Annotated in this window: 13 protein-coding genes; 5 read left to right on the top strand and 8 right to left on the bottom strand. The window is 66.0% G+C overall.

Going from position 1 to position 14,354, the window contains the following annotated elements; all coding sequences use genetic code 11:
• The first annotated feature begins 43 nt into the window (after positions 1-43).
• Positions 44-1,303 (top strand): sulfotransferase family protein, encoded by a 1,260-nt coding sequence (locus ACNI3R_RS13750; protein ID WP_426184237.1) that lies wholly within the window; start codon positions 44-46, stop codon positions 1,301-1,303.
• 34 nt (positions 1,304-1,337) lie between these two features.
• Positions 1,338-2,519 carry a DUF1214 domain-containing protein gene (locus tag ACNI3R_RS13745; protein WP_426184235.1) on the top strand — a complete coding sequence of 394 codons (1,182 nt, stop codon included), beginning with the start codon at positions 1,338-1,340 and terminating at the stop codon, positions 2,517-2,519.
• 37 nt (positions 2,520-2,556) lie between these two features.
• On the opposite strand, the gene ACNI3R_RS13740 is transcribed toward ACNI3R_RS13745, so the two are convergent.
• The 5 genes from ACNI3R_RS13740 to ACNI3R_RS13720 all read right to left on the bottom strand — a co-directional run bounded on the left by ACNI3R_RS13740 (position 2,557) and on the right by ACNI3R_RS13720 (position 9,089).
• Positions 2,557-4,011 carry a flavin-containing monooxygenase gene (locus tag ACNI3R_RS13740; protein WP_426184233.1) on the bottom strand — a complete coding sequence of 485 codons (1,455 nt, stop codon included), beginning with the start codon at positions 4,009-4,011 and terminating at the stop codon, positions 2,557-2,559.
• Between the two features lie 149 nt (positions 4,012-4,160).
• On the bottom strand, positions 4,161-6,221 hold the full coding sequence (locus ACNI3R_RS13735) for a prolyl oligopeptidase family serine peptidase (protein ID WP_426184231.1): 2,061 nt from the start codon (positions 6,219-6,221) through the stop codon (positions 4,161-4,163).
• 87 nt (positions 6,222-6,308) lie between these two features.
• Positions 6,309-7,304, bottom strand: a complete 996-nt coding sequence (locus ACNI3R_RS13730) for a zinc-binding dehydrogenase (RefSeq protein WP_426184229.1) — start codon at positions 7,302-7,304, stop codon at positions 6,309-6,311.
• A gap of 117 nt (positions 7,305-7,421) precedes the next feature.
• Complete coding sequence (locus ACNI3R_RS13725; protein WP_426184227.1) at positions 7,422-8,330, bottom strand: polyprenyl synthetase family protein; 909 nt, start codon at positions 8,328-8,330, stop codon at positions 7,422-7,424.
• A gap of 306 nt (positions 8,331-8,636) precedes the next feature.
• On the bottom strand, positions 8,637-9,089 hold the full coding sequence (locus ACNI3R_RS13720; protein WP_426184225.1) for a DUF2141 domain-containing protein: 453 nt from the start codon (positions 9,087-9,089) through the stop codon (positions 8,637-8,639).
• Positions 9,090-9,139: 50 nt separating this feature from the next.
• Between ACNI3R_RS13720 and crtY the strand changes: the two genes are divergently transcribed.
• The 3 genes from crtY to ACNI3R_RS13705 are packed head-to-tail and all read left to right on the top strand — an operon-like array spanning position 9,140 to position 12,644.
• Positions 9,140-10,285, top strand: coding sequence for a lycopene beta-cyclase CrtY (gene crtY / locus ACNI3R_RS13715; protein ID WP_426184223.1), 1,146 nt, complete (start codon positions 9,140-9,142; stop codon positions 10,283-10,285).
• A complete protein-coding gene (locus ACNI3R_RS13710; RefSeq protein WP_426184221.1) occupies positions 10,282-11,748 on the top strand; it encodes a phytoene desaturase in 1,467 nt (488 codons plus the stop codon). The genes crtY and ACNI3R_RS13710 overlap by 4 nt, the downstream gene beginning before the upstream one ends.
• Positions 11,745-12,644: a phytoene/squalene synthase family protein gene (locus ACNI3R_RS13705; protein ID WP_426184218.1), complete on the top strand. Its 900-nt coding sequence runs from the start codon at positions 11,745-11,747 to the stop codon at positions 12,642-12,644. Before ACNI3R_RS13710 ends, ACNI3R_RS13705 begins: the two co-directional genes overlap by 4 nt.
• Here ACNI3R_RS13705 and ACNI3R_RS13700 read toward each other — a convergent pair.
• From ACNI3R_RS13700 to ACNI3R_RS13690, 3 genes are all read right to left on the bottom strand, one after another.
• Positions 12,627-13,373: a fatty acid desaturase gene (locus ACNI3R_RS13700; protein ID WP_426184216.1), complete on the bottom strand. Its 747-nt coding sequence runs from the start codon at positions 13,371-13,373 to the stop codon at positions 12,627-12,629. The two genes, ACNI3R_RS13705 and ACNI3R_RS13700, sit on opposite strands and share 18 nt — an antisense overlap.
• Positions 13,366-13,848: a sterol desaturase family protein gene (locus ACNI3R_RS13695; RefSeq protein WP_426184213.1), complete on the bottom strand. Its 483-nt coding sequence runs from the start codon at positions 13,846-13,848 to the stop codon at positions 13,366-13,368. Before ACNI3R_RS13695 ends, ACNI3R_RS13700 begins: the two co-directional genes overlap by 8 nt.
• Before the next feature lie 118 nt (positions 13,849-13,966).
• Entirely contained in the window at positions 13,967-14,107 is a 141-nt protein-coding gene (locus ACNI3R_RS13690) for a hypothetical protein (RefSeq protein ID WP_426184211.1), read from the bottom strand.
• Positions 14,108-14,354 lie beyond the last annotated feature (247 nt).

Raw genomic sequence — 14,354 nt, 5'->3', positions numbered from 1 at the left:
TATAAGGCGCGCGCGGATCGTGCCGGTCGATCGGAGGATGAGGATGAGCGAGAAGGACGGGTCGCCGATCTCCACTTGGGCGCCGCCACCACGACCTGAGTGGCTGGCGCAGTTCCTTGCCGAGACCTCGGGCTGGGACGCGGACGCCGTCGCTCCGCTCGACGCGCAGGAGTTGATCGCCACCGCCAGCGCGCGGACGGGTCTGAGCGATTTCGGCAGCGACGACTGGCGCGAGCCGCTGGAGATCATGGTCAGGGCGATCAACGAGGAGGCTGAGCTCCACCTCTTCGGCCGGCTGTGGACCCGACAGGAGCTGCTGCACTTCCTCGAGGTCCGGCTGCAGGTGGAAGAGGCCTATCGCCAGCACCCCGAGATCGAGGATGAGGTGATCGACCGTCCCGTCTTCGTCACCGGCCTGCCGCGTTCGGGCACCTCGATCCTGTTCGAGCTGCTGGCGCAGGACAGGCAGTTCCTGGCGCCCGCCAATTGGGAGTTCGTCCTCCCCTGCCCGCCGCCCGAGGCGGCCACCTATCGCACCGATCCGCGCGTCCCCCGCGCGCACGACATGATCACGCAGATGGGCCGCGTCGCCCCCACCTATCAGGCGATGCATGAGATGGGCGCGTGGATCCCGAACGAGTGCGGCGTCGCCTTCCGGCTGACGTTCCGCTCGCAGCATCTCGCCGCCGCCTTCCAGGTCCCGACCTATGTGAACTGGCTGTTCGGCGCCGATCAGACCCCGGTCTATGCCTATTATCGTCGGCTGCTGAAGCTGCTGCAGTGGCGCAACCCGCGCGATCACTGGCTGCTCAAGGCGCCCGAGCATCAGAGCTTCCTGCCGACCCTGTTCGATGTCTTCCCCGATGCCCGGGTGATCGTCACCCACCGCGATCCGGTCAAGGCGCAGGGCTCGGTCACCAACCTGCTCGGCACCATCTACTGGATGCGCAGCGACAAGGCATTCGACGCGCGCGCCTTCGAGGAATTGCTGACCCCGGAAGGAACGGCCGCGCGGCTGGAGCAGATGATCGACTGGATCGAGCAGGGCGCGATCCCGGCCGACCAGATCGTGCATTCGCATTATGCGGCGCTGATCGACTCTCCGCTCGACGCGCTCGAGACGCTCTACGCCCGGATCGGCCTCCCCTTCACCGAGCAGGCCCGCTCGGCGGTCGCCGATTATCTCGCGCACAAGCCCAAGGGGAAGTTCGGCGCGCACGCCTATCGGGTCGACCAGCAGGACCGCACCCGCCAGCTGTTCCACCGCTACCAGAGCTATTTCGACGTCCCCAGCGAAGCCTGAACCGAACCACGCCCGTCACGAAAGGATCGAGCCGATGACTGCGGACCATGACCTGCTGCTGCGCGATGCGTGGAACGCCTTCTGCGACTCGCTCAAGCGCGCCGGCGAGATCAGCTTCCGCGAGACCGCCTCGTCGAATCCGGTCGACCGGGCGGCCGCGATAAGGCTGCTGTCGCGTAACATCGGCCTCGCTCTGGCCTTCGAGCTGGAGAACAAGGACCCGCTCCACCCCGAAATCATGCATTATTTCGATCCGATGCGGAAACAGGGCGGGGACAACAGCGACGCCCTCTATGTCGGCGCCCCGATCAACGGGACCGACACCTACCGGGTCAGCGGCAAGCGCGGCAACGCCCGCTATTTCAGCGTCACCGTGGTCGAGCGCGGCGCCACGCCCTGGGGCGGAGCTGTACCCTCGGTGTTGTTCGGGGATGATCTGGAGGTCGACGCGGACGGCAATTTCGAGCTGTGGGTCGGTCCGGAGGAACGCCCCGGCAACTGGATCCGCACCACGCCCGACACTTTCCGCCTGACCTTCCGCCAGTTCTTCGCCGACTGGGAGGGCGAGAAGCCGATGGAAGCGCGGATAGACCGCATCACCGGCGACGGCGCCCCGCCCCAGATCACCCCCGAGACGGTGGCGGACGGTCTCGCTGCCGCGGCGCACTGGCTCCACTGGTCGGTGACCTATTGGGCCGACATGATCGACAAGTGGAAGGTGCAGCCCAACCGCTTCCTGTCCTATCGGCAGCTCGACGACAACAAGATCGATGCGACGCCGGGCGGCGAACCGCTGATCTGCTACTGGATGCTGCCCAAGGACGAGGCGCTGATCATCCGCGTCCGCCCGCCCGAGGCACGCTACTGGGCGGTCGAGTTCGGCAATTACTGGTGGGAGACGATGGACTATCGCTACCGCCTGGCCAACACCAATTGCCATTATGCCGCGCTGGAGGAGGATGGCGAGCTGATCGTCGTCGTCAGCCATGACGACCCGGGCGTGGCCAACTGGCTGGACCCGTCAGGCCATAGCGAGGGCTATGTCACCTATCGCTGGATGATCGCCGATCATTATCCGGTTCCGACTTGCCAGCAGGTCAAGCGCGGCGCGCTGTTCGATCATCTGCCCGCGGGGATGAAACGGATCGGGCCGGAAGAACGGCGCGAGCAACTGGACGGCCGTCGCCGCGGCATCGTCCAGCGCTTCAAATGGTAAGCGGGGCGCCTGCCAGGGCGAGCGCCCCGGAAACCGGTCAGGCCCAGCTATACTCCTCACGCTTCGGCGCGCTCATCGCCTCGGCGAAGGCGTCGTAGCTCCACGGCCAGGTCAGCGGCACGCCGTTCTTGTCGAGATACCAGCTGGTGCAGCCCGAGCCGAAGATGGTGTTGCGGGCGGCATCGGCACGACGCCGGTCATAGTCGGCATGCGCCTCGGGGGTCGGCGCGACCGCTCTGGCCTGCCCCTCGACGATCGGCGCGAACAGCTGCGCGATATAGCCCCATTGCTGCTCGGCGATGTCGATCAGCGAGAAATTGCCGACGGGGCCGGTCGGGCCGTTGAGCATGAAGAAATTGGGGAAGCCCGGCAGCGTCACCGCATAATGGGCGGTGGGCCGCTCGCGCCACAGCTCGTCGAGATCGGCGCCATCCTCGCCGCGCACCACGGTCGGCCGGATGAAGCGGTCGGCGCGGAAGCCGGTGGCCATCACGATCACATCGAGCAGATGCTCGGTGCCGTCCTGCATGCGGATACCGGTCGCGGTAATGCGGTCGATCCTGCCCGTCTCGATCTCCACCGCAGGCCGCTGCGCCGCCTCATAATAATTCCAGGAATAGATCAGGCGCTTGCACGCCGCGCGGTAACTGGGGCGCAGCTTCTCGCGCAGCACCGGGTCACGGACATTGTCCTCGAGGTTGCGGCGGCACAGCTCCTCGATCTCCTGCATCGCGTCCGAATCCGGGTCGACCAGCCCCTTGTTGAAGCGGCGCACACCGTTCCAATAATCGTCGCCATAGCGGATGGCATCGATCTTCGAGAGGTTGCTGCGGAAGGCGGCACGGTCCTCGTCGCTATAGGGGAATTGCTGGACCGGCATGATCCACTGCGGCGAGCGCTGGAAATGGACCAGCTTCGCCGCGCGGGTCGACAGCGCCGTGACGATCTGCACACCGGTCGAGCCATTGCCGATGATGCCGATCCGCTGCCCGTCGAGCGCGACGCTGTCGTCCCAGCGCGCCGAGTGGAACAGCGCACCCTGGAAATCGGCCATGCCCTCGATCTCGGGCATATTGATATGGTGCAGCACGCCCGAGGCGGCGATGACGATATCGGCGGCATCGCTGCTGCCATCGGCCAGTCGCAGCTGCCAGCGGCCGCCCTGCCAGATGCATTCGGTCACTTCGCGTTCGAGCTGGATCATGTCGCGGACGCCGAAATCGTCGATCACCTTCTCGAAATAGCGCTGAATCTCTGGGCCGGGCGCATAGAAGGCGCTCCAGTCGGCATGGGGCGCGAAGCTGTAGGTATAGCAATGGGCCGGCACGTCGCAGGTGAGGCCGGGATAGCGGTTCTCCCGCCATGTGCCGCCGATCGTCGCGCCCTTCTCATAGACGGTGACGTCGCTCTGCCCCTGCTCCTTGAGCTTGATCGCTGCCAGGATGCCCGACATCCCCGCACCGATCACCACGAACCTCAACGCCTTCGCCATGTCGACCCTGTCCTTTTCTTGCAGGGGTCGGATCGGCCCGAAGCCAGGCCGCGTGCCGATCCTCTCCCATATGTGATGCGGGCATAACGGGCGGCGCCGGGCCGGGCATCGTCCGCTTCGACTAGGCCGAACGGCCTATGCCCCGAAGGTCAGGGTGCGGTCGTGCCCTTGGCGCCCGTGCGGTAGCGGTCGAACCAGGCGATGATCGCTGCAGCCTTGGCCGCCGACTGCGACGGGCGCGCAGCGATGCCGCCATGGCTCGCCCCCGGCACCTTCACCAATGCGGTGGGCACCCCCTGAATCTGGAGCGCGGCATAATATTGCTCCGACTCGCTGACGGGCGTCCGGTAATCCTCGCTGCCGACCACCACCAGCGTGGGCGTCTTCACATTGCCGACCAGGCTGAGCGGCGAGCGGTTCCAATAGCCCATCGGATCTTCCCAAGGCAGCTTGGGAAACCAGTAGCGCGACGTGAACAGGGTATTGTCCATCGTCAAAGCCTCGCTGACCCAGTTGATCACCGGCTTCTGCGTCGCCGCCCCGCGGAAGCGATCGGTCTTGCCGACGATCCAGCTGGTCAGCACGCCCCCGCCCGATCCGCCCGTAACGAACAGATTGTCGGGATCGGCGACGCCCGCCGCGATCGCCGCATCGACCGCCGCCATCAGGTCGCCATAGTCGTCGCCCGGATATTTATGGTGGATCAGCTGGGCGAACTGCTCGCCATAGGAGGTCGACCCGCGCGGATTGGTGTAGAGCACCGCATAGCCGGCGGCAGCATAGAGCTGGTCGTCGGTCGAGAAATGCGGGCCATAGGCGGTGTGCGGGCCGCCATGGATTTCGAGGACCAGCGGGACCTTCTGCCCCGGCCGATAGCCGGGCGGGGTGACCAGCCAGGCCGGCACCTCGCGACCGTCGGGCGCCTTGACCGCCAGCTCGCGAACCTGGCCCAGGCTCTTGTGCGCCAGGAAGTCGTCGTTGAGCGCGGTCAGCCGGCGCGCCTTCCCGCCACTCACGACCGACAGGTCTGCAGGACGTAGCGCCGATCCGCTGGTGAAGGCGATGACGCCACCTCGCGACACGGTGAAGTCGCCGCCGCTATAGGGTCGGTCGAAAGCGGTGCCGGTCAGCCCCGTCGCCAGTTCGGTGAGCTTGCCGTCGAGCGTGATCCGCGCGACACGGTTGACCCCGCGCTCGTCATATTGGGCATAGAGCGAGCGGCCGTCGGCAGCCCATTCGACCCGGTCGATGCTGCGGTCGAGCCCCGCCGTGATCGCCCGCACGCCGCTGCCGTCGCGGTTCATGACGTAGAGCAGCGTGTTCTGATAGGAGAGGCGGCGATCATCATAGCCGAGATAGGCGACCGTGGCGCCGTCGGGGGAGACCACCGGCGCAATGTCCGGCCCGCGCCGATCGGTCAGCGCGCGGATCGCGCCGCTGCCCAGATCGAGCGCGTAGATTTCGGGATCGAACACCTCACGCTGCCAGTCGGGCTTGCGCACCGCGCTGAACAGCAGGGTCCGACCGTCGGGCGACCAGGAGAGCGGCCCGCCATGCTGATAGTCGCCGCTGGTCAGCTGGCGCGACGGGCCACCATCCGCCGCGACGAGGAATACATGGTCATAGCCCGGCTCGACATAGCCGCCGCCATCGCTGCGATAATCGATCCGGTCGATCACCTCGAGCGGCTTGGCCCATTCGGCGCCTTCGGGCTTGTCGGGCGCCTTGCCCAGCTTCATCGGCTCGCCCGGAACGCGCATGACATAGGCGATGCTCTTGCCGTCGGGCGACCAGCTGATCGCGCTGGGGCTGTCGGGCAGCCCGGTCACGCGAACGGTGGCGTCCTCGGCGATCCAGCGAACGAACAGCTGGGCATTGCCCTTCGCGTCTGCCGCGACATAGGCCAGCCGCCGCCCATCGGGCGACCAGCGCGGCTGGCTCGCGCCCTCGACCAGCGGCCGCTGGCGACCGCTGGTCACGTCGACGAGCCAGATCGCCCCCTTCTGGCGGTCGGTCATGATGTCGCCCTGCCGCCGCACATAAGCGACGCTGCGGCCATCGGGGCTGATCTGCGGATCGGCCGCGACCTGCAGTGCGAAGATATCCTTCCCCTCGAAGCGCGAAACCGTGCTCGCCGCCTCCTGGGCAAGGACCGGCGTGGCGAAGATGGAGGCGCCCGCGAACAGGGCGAGCAGCGACGTCTTGATCATGGCATCCCTCGAAACTGACAGACCGCCAGCGTCGCGCGTTTCCGGAACCGACTCAAGGCTTTGTGGGTAGCCAATCCAGAGCGAGGCTCAGATGGTCACGACGATCTTCCCGATCTGATCGCCGCTGCGCAGCCGTGCATAGGCGTGCTGCCAGTCGGCAAAGGCGTAGCAGCGGTCGAGGACCGGCCGGAGCGCGCCACTTTCGAGCAGCGGCGTGATCACGGCGAGCGCCTTCGCCCGCCGCGCGGGATCGTGGGAGAAATTCGGCGTCGAGTAGGCGTGCAGGCGCAGGTCGCCGCGAACCCCCGCGATCAAGGGCAGCCGCACCTCGGCGTCGCCCGAGAGATTGCCATAAGCGAAGATGGTGGCGCCGCTGGCCAGTGCCCCGGCATAGCGGCCGATGAGGTCGCCGCAGACGGCGTCGTAAGACAGCCGGATCGGATGTCCGGCGGCGGCGGCGTCGATCGCTTCCGCCAGATCCGCGACTTCGTCGCTGGCGACCACCGCATCATAGCCGATCTTCAGCAGCGCGGCGCGCTTTGACGAACGCCGGGTAAGTCCAATTACGCGGGCGCCGCGAATCCGCGCGAGCTGACAGGCGCCGATGGCGGCGCTGCTCGATGCCGCGGAGACGATGATGGCGTCGCCGTGCCCCACCGGCGTCAGCTCGAACAAGGGAAAATAAGCCGTCAGATACTGCATCCAGACGCTGCAGGCTTCGGCGGCGCTAAGCGCGGAGGGCCAGGGTGCCAGCCATTCCGCCGGCGTCACCGCCCAGCCGCCGTTGACCCCATAGGCGTCGCTGGCGAAGGGGATCGAACTCACCTTGTCGCCTATAGCCATAGCGACGACATCCGGCCCAACCGCATCGACCATCCCGCAGGCCTCGTAACCCAGCCGCGCACCATCAAGACGCGGAACATAATGGCGATCGTCGGCAAACAGCAGCTCGGACCGGTTGAGCGCAAAGGCCGCCACGCGGTAGCGAACCTCTCCGGGACCCGGTGCCGCTGGCATGACGCTATCGCGGCAGATCGCGCCAGCGCGATAGCGGATGACCATGTCCATGGTGTCGGTCGCCATGCCGATCTCTCCCTGACCGACGGCCCGGTGGCCGTCGCGACCATGGATGAGCCGGACGGTCCGAAACGCAATCTCTGCCGACGAGAGGATCGTTGCCGCTGCTGCAACGGCGACCGGTCAGCGGTCGCGATGGATACTGAAATGCGCGATCGAGCGGAGCAGATCGGCGGAGGGACCGAAGGGGGAAAGGCTGCTTACCGCCCGGTCGATCAACCCACTCGCATAGTTGCGCGCGCTCTCGCGGCCGAGCATGCGAACCAGAGTTTGCTTGCCCTGCTCGTCGTCCTTGCGGAGACGTTTGCCCACGGCCTGTTCATCGCCTTCGACATCGAGCAGGTCATCGGCAATCTGGAAGGCCAGGCTGACGCATTGGGCATAATGCGACAGTGCCGCGCGCTGGCCGGCATCGGCCGCGCCGAGAGCCGCGCCGGCACCGACGCACCAGCCGATCATCGCGCCGGTCTTCAACTGCTGCAGCTGGACGACCGCATCCATGTCGAGCGTCGCATCGATGGCGGCCATGTCCATCATCTGTCCGCTCGCCATGCCCGACGCGCCGGCGGACGAGGCGAGCGTCGAGATCAGTTCGGCGCGCACCAGCGCATCGGCATGGGTTTCGGGCCGCGCCAGAAGCTCAAAGGCAAGCGCCAGCAGCGCATCCCCTGCAAGTACGGCGGTCGCCTCGTCGAACCGCTTGTGCAGCGTCGGCCGGCCACGCCGCAGATCGTCATCGTCCATACAAGGCAGGTCGTCATGAACCAGCGAGTGGACGTGGACGCACTCGACCGCGACGCCTGCGAGCAGGGCGTTCTGCGGCGCGACTTCGAACAGCCTGGCCGACGCAACCACCAGCAGAGGTCGCATCCGTTTGCCGCCGCCGATCGCGGCATAGCGCATCGCTTCGTAAAGCCGCTCGCTCGCGCCGGGCGGGGTCGCCAATATGTCGGCAAACACCGCGTCGACCGAATCCGACACCTGCCGCATCGCCGTAGGCAGGTCCTGGTCAGTCAACATCTCGATCGTCATGCAGCGGTCTCCCCCTCAAGGGCATCGACTTCGCCCGCGCATCCATCTCGCCGATCGAGAGCCTGTTTCTCTCAGTCAGCGCGGACAGGGCCCTGTCGACGCCGTCCTCCACCGTGATGCGGCATCGGACAATCCGACGATGCCGCATCCTTCGAGACTTTGGAAGCAGATCGCGTCGCCAGTCGCGACGAACGGAACGGACAAACACCCGGTGGCGGGCGCCCTATCGCCTGGTCCCGAGGCTTGGCACGAGCGATAGTCACACGCAGGGCTTCATCGCAGCGACCTAAGGTACAGCTGTCCGCGTCACAGCAGATAGCGGACCCTGATCGCCTCGGTATTTTGCCCGGCCTTCACGTCGATGCGCGCCGCGTCGAACCGGGGCGGGCCGAAACCGATCTTGGGGTTTCGCGAGAAGCCGAAACCTTCGCGGGGTATTGCCATTGTCTTGTCGAGCCGCGCATTCGCATTCTCATCATGAAAGAGCGATATGGCGTAAGGCCCGGGTTGGAGCGCGGTCACAATGAAGCAATGGTCCGGCGCAGCACCGATCGGCACATCCCGGCGAACCGACGCCCCTGCCTTGCAATCGGGAAAGGCCGACGCTTCGCGCGCGAGGCATAGGCGCAGCATGCCCCGCGTGCTACGCAACCCCTCCAGACACAGCCGAAGCTCGGCGGTAGCGGCATGGCCGGGCTCCGCGCCGAGGGTCACCGCGACGATAAGGGCCACCCATTGATATCCGCGCCTCGCCATCATCCTGCCCTTCCTTCGGTCTGCCCATGCCGGGACGCGGCGCGGAACGCCGCATGAAGCGGCGTGTCCTGCTTCTGGGCGGCGGTCTCGCCGGAGGGCTTAGCGCACTCGCCCTCCATGCGAGAAGGGGCGATGTCGAGCCGATCCTGGTCGAACGCGGCGATCGCTTTGGCGGCAATCATATCTGGTCCTTTTTCGATCAGGACGTGGACGCCGGCCACCGCTGGCTCGTCGATGCGATCGGCCCGACCCGCTGGCCCTCGCACCGGATCGCCTTCCCGGCGCGGCGACGACATATCGGTCTCGGCTATAACAGCCTGCGATCGTCCGACCTCAACGACGCTTTGCTCCGGACCCTGCCCGCCGCGTCCTTGCGGCTCGGCCGGGAGGCCGTCGAGGTGACGCCGGAGGGCGTGCGGCTGTCCGATGGCGAGACGATCGCCGCCGATGCGGTGGTCGATGCACGCGGAGGCGGCCCGATCGAAGGACTGGATCTGGGCTGGCAGAAGTTCGTCGGGCGCCATCTGCGTTTCGCGGCGCCCCACGGGGTCGCCGAGCCGATGATCATGGATGCCGAGGTCGACCAGGCCGACGGCTATCGCTTCGTCTATCTCCTCCCCTTCTCCTCCACCGAACTGCTGGTCGAGGACACCTATTACAGCCTCGATCCGGCGCTGGACGTAGGCCTGCTGCGGCAGCGGATCGACGCCTATGTCGACGATCGCATCGGACGGACGTTCGAGACGCTGGGCGAAGAAACCGGCGTGCTGCCGATCGTCCTCGGCGGCAGGCTCGACGCGCTGTGGCCGGACGACTACCCATTTGGACGGATTGGGATGCGCGGCGGCTTCTTCCATCCTACCACCGGCTATTCGGTTCCGGATGCGGTCGCCAATGCCATGCTGCTGACCGAGGCATCCGACATGACCACATCGGGGCTCCGCCGGCTTCTCCACGACCGTGCAAAACGCCTCTGGCGTGAACGCGGCTTCTACAGGATGTTGAACCGCATGCTCTTCCACGCCGCCCCACCCAAACAGCGCTACCGCGTACTCGAACATTTCTATCATCTGCCGGAGGCGAGTGTGGCCCGCTTCTACGCGACCCGCCTGACTGCGCTCGACAAGCTGCGTACGCTCAGCGGGAAGCCGCCGGTCGGCATCTTCGCCGCGCTCTCGGCGATCGCAGGCCGCGCATGAAGAGCGCGGCGGTCATCGGTTCGGGCTTTGGCGGCCTGGCGCTCGCGATCCGGCTGCAGTCGGCGGGGATCGCGACCACGATCTACGAAGCCCGCGACCGCCCCGGTGGGCGGGCCTATTATTGGGAAGAGGACGGCCATGTCTTCGATGCCGGGCCGACCGTCATCACCGATCCCGATTGCCTGCAGCAGCTCTGGGCGCTGAGCGGCGCGGAGATGGCGAAGGATGTCGACCTCGTCCCCGTGCGGCCCTTTTACCGTCTGTCCTGGCCCGACGGATCGACCTTCGACTATGACAATGACGATGCCGCGCTCGAGCGGCAGATCGCCGCGCTCGACCCTGCCGACGTCGCCGGCTACCGCCGCTTCCTCGAATATTCCGCAGGCGTGTTCGAGGAAGGCTATCGCAAGCTCGGCACGGTCGCGTTCCTCGACTTTGCCTCGATGCTGAAGGCCGCACCGCAACTGGCACGCTATCAGGCCTGGCGGTCGGTCTATTCGATGGTGTCGAGCTTCATCCGCAACGAGAAGCTGCGTGAGGCCTTCTCCTTCCACACCCTGCTGGTCGGCGGCAATCCGATGACGACCAGCGCCATCTATGCGCTGATCCACAAGCTGGAAAAGGATGGCGGCGTATGGTTCGCAAAGGGCGGCACCAACGCGCTCATAAGCGGCATGGTGCGGCATTTCGAGCGGCTCGGGGGCGTGCTGCGCCTCGACGATCCGGTCGTGAACATAAGCAGCGGCGGAAGCCGGGTACGCGGGATTATCACGCGCTCCGGGCACAGCGCACGCTATGATGCGGTCGCATCCAACGCCGACGTGGTTTCGACTTATGGCCTGCTCGGTGACGAGCGCAAGCAGCGCAAGCTAAAGGCCAAGCGCTTCTCCCCGTCGCTGTTCGTCGTACATTTCGGCACGACCGGGGACTGGCCCGATGTCCCTCACCATTCGATCGTGTTCGGGCCGCGCTATCGCGGGCTGCTCGACGACATCTACAAGGGCGGCGGTCTCGCGCCGGATCCCTCGCTCTATCTCCATCATCCGACCGCTACCGATCCGTCGATGGCGCCGACCGGCCATTCGACTTTCTACGTCCTCGCGCCGGTACCGCATCTGGGCAAGGCAGATATCGACTGGGAGGTCGAAGGACCGCGCTATCGCGACCAGGTCCTGTCGATTCTCGAGCAGCGCTTCATGCCGGGCCTGCGCGAGCGGATCACGACGATGTTCCATTATACGCCGTTCGATTTCCGCGACGACCTGGCGGCGCATCTCGGTTCGGCCTTCAGCCTGGAACCGGTGCTCACCCAGAGTGCCTGGTTCCGCGTCCACAACCGCGATTCCGACATGGGCAATCTCTATTTCGTCGGGGCGGGCACCCATCCTGGTGCGGGCATTCCCGGCGTCGTGGGAAGCGCGAAGGCCACTGCGGCCCTGATGATCGAAGACCTCGCCGGGTGAGCGGAAACGCACCTCTGACCGTTCCGAACGATCGGAGCGAACTGGTCGACTGGGCCGGGTCGACGATCCGGATCGGCTCGCGCTCCTTCCATATGGCCAGCCAGTTGTTCGACCGTGCCACGCGCGAGCGGGCGTGGTTGCTCTATGCCTGGTGCCGCCATTGCGACGACCGCTGCGACGGGCAGGAGCTGGGCGGTCCGCTCAGCGCCAGCGACGCCGATATGATCGACGAACTGCGCCGCGAGACGCACCGCGCGCTGGCGGGGGACATGTCGGTCGCGGCGCCCTACCGTGCGCTGGCTTCCGTCGCTGCCGAACGTCGCTTGCCAGTCCGCTATATCGACGATCATCTGGAGGGGTTCGCCCTCGACTGCGCTGGCTGGACGCCCGAGAGCGAAGCCGATCTTCTCCGCTACTGCTATCATGTGGCGGGCACGGTGGGCTGCATGATGGCGGTGGTGATGGGCATCGATCCGGACGACGACGCCACGCTCGACACGGCCTGCGCGCTCGGCCTGTCCTTCCAGCTCGGCAATATCGCGCGCGACGTGGCCGAAGATCATGCCGGCGGCCGCTGCTATCTGCCAAGCGCGTGGATGGATGAGTTGGGGGTGGATCCTGCCGATCCGATGAACCCGGCGCGGCGCGAAGCGCTGGTTGCGCTGGTCGGACGGATCGTCGATCTGTCGCTGCTATACGAGGAGCGGGCGATGGCGGGGATCGACCGGCTCGACTTCCGCTCGCGCTGGGCGATCCACAGCGCCCGATCGATCTATGGCGGCATCGGTCGGGAAGTCGCAGCCCGCGGCGCTCAAGCCTGGGATGAGCGGGTGGCAATATCGACGCCGCGCAAACTCGCGATCGTTGCGCGCTCGCTGCTACGCGCCGCCGCCTGACGGCGTAGCCGCTTGGGCCACCGCTCGCCGGCGTGCCGCCGGCAGGCCCCACCAGGGGACATGCGGCCAGCGGTGGTGCTCATGATGATAACCGAAATGGTAGCAGCTGAGCAGCGAAGCCCAGACAGGCACGTCGGCGCTCCGCGCACGGTGCCGGTCGACGAAGTCGTCCCCGGCGCGGTGCGGCAGATAAGTGCCGAAGAAGAACAGCTGCATCGACGACAGGATCGAAGGCAAAGCCCAGAACAGCAACAGATTCTCGTAACGGGCGCCGAGCAGAAAAAGATAGACGGCGATCATCGCCGACATCATCGCCAGTTCGCGCAGACCGAAATATTGACGGAAGAAGGCCCCGTACCAGCGCAACAGACTGCGCGGCGCGGGCGCATGGAAATCGGGATCTTCGCCCGTCCCGGCATGGCGATGGTGCGCCATGTGCTTGGGAAGAAGCCGATCGAAGGAAAAGCCGGCATAGACGAACAGGCATAGCCGGCCGATCGCGCGGCCCAGCGCCGGCCGTCCCGGCGCGAGCGAGCCATGCATCGCGTCGTGGGCGACGATGAACAGCCCGACGCTCAGCCAGCAGAGCAGCAGCACCAACGATGCCGTCAGCCACAGCGGGGCCTGACCGATATCGATCAGGAAGACCGACCAGATGTGCAGCGCAGCCCAGCTACTGAGCACGAGGGTAGCGAGTAGCAGGCCGCGTGTCGGCGAAACATCATCCACGGCGGCGCTGCCGATTATGGCGAAGCCGCTCGGCGAGCGCCTTGAGCGGCGGTGCATAGAGGAACCCGAAGGACACCGCTCCATCGCGCCCCTGGGTGGCGTGATGAAGATGATGCGAGCGGACGAGATGGCGAAGGTAGCCGTTCATCCGATCGAAGCGCAGCGGCAGGCGCCGATGTACCAGCCCGTCATGCAGCACGGCGTATAATGCGCCATAGAGGGTCATGCCTATGCCGACCCAGTAGCCCGGACTGTCGAGCGGCTTGCTCATCAGCAGCGCGACACTGATCAGCGCAAAGAACAGGCCGTAGAGATCGTTCCACTCGAGCCACCCGCCAGACCGCACATGATGTGACCGATGCAGAATCCATCCCGGCCCATGCATCACATAGCGGTGTACGGCCCAGGCGACCGCTTCCATCGCCATCGTGACGATCAGCGCCACGAACAGGCCATGCCAGAGCGAGAGACTCATGATCGGTTGGTCGCGGAGGCAAAGGAAAACAGTATCATGGCGCGACCATAACCGAATCTCGCCCTTCCCGCAGGTGGATTTGTGGGAAGGGGTCTCGAACGGAAAGCCCTGATACGCGTCAGCTGCCGGTGTTGGCGTCCCCGGCCCCACCGTTGAACTGCTCGGTCAGATCGGACAGCTCGATCACGCGCAGTTCGGGCGCGCCCCAGTTTGCCAACGGCACGGTAGGTTCGCTGTTTTGGATCTCTTCTTCGCTCATTGTCAGGACTTTCTCGTTGTGGTGTCGATTGGCCGGCTCAATCGGGTTCTTGGCGACAAATAGAGTCCTGACGCAATCAGGACCAATGCGGATGTCGGCCGTCCGGTCGCCTTAAGGGCGGCACCTTTTTTAGACGCTCTGGGTTGGTGTTGGAAGGCGAGGCGGCCATTCGAGAGAGCCGTACCGGCACATGGGAGCCGAGACACACAAAGGCACGCCGGGCGGGAGCCTGGCGGGCCTTTATAGT

The sequence above is a fragment of the Rhizorhabdus antheiae genome (genome assembly GCF_049889055.1).
GTDB lineage: Bacteria > Pseudomonadota > Alphaproteobacteria > Sphingomonadales > Sphingomonadaceae > Rhizorhabdus.
The sequence above is the reverse complement of the archived record's forward strand: the minus strand, read 5'-3'. Positions and strand labels throughout refer to the sequence as shown.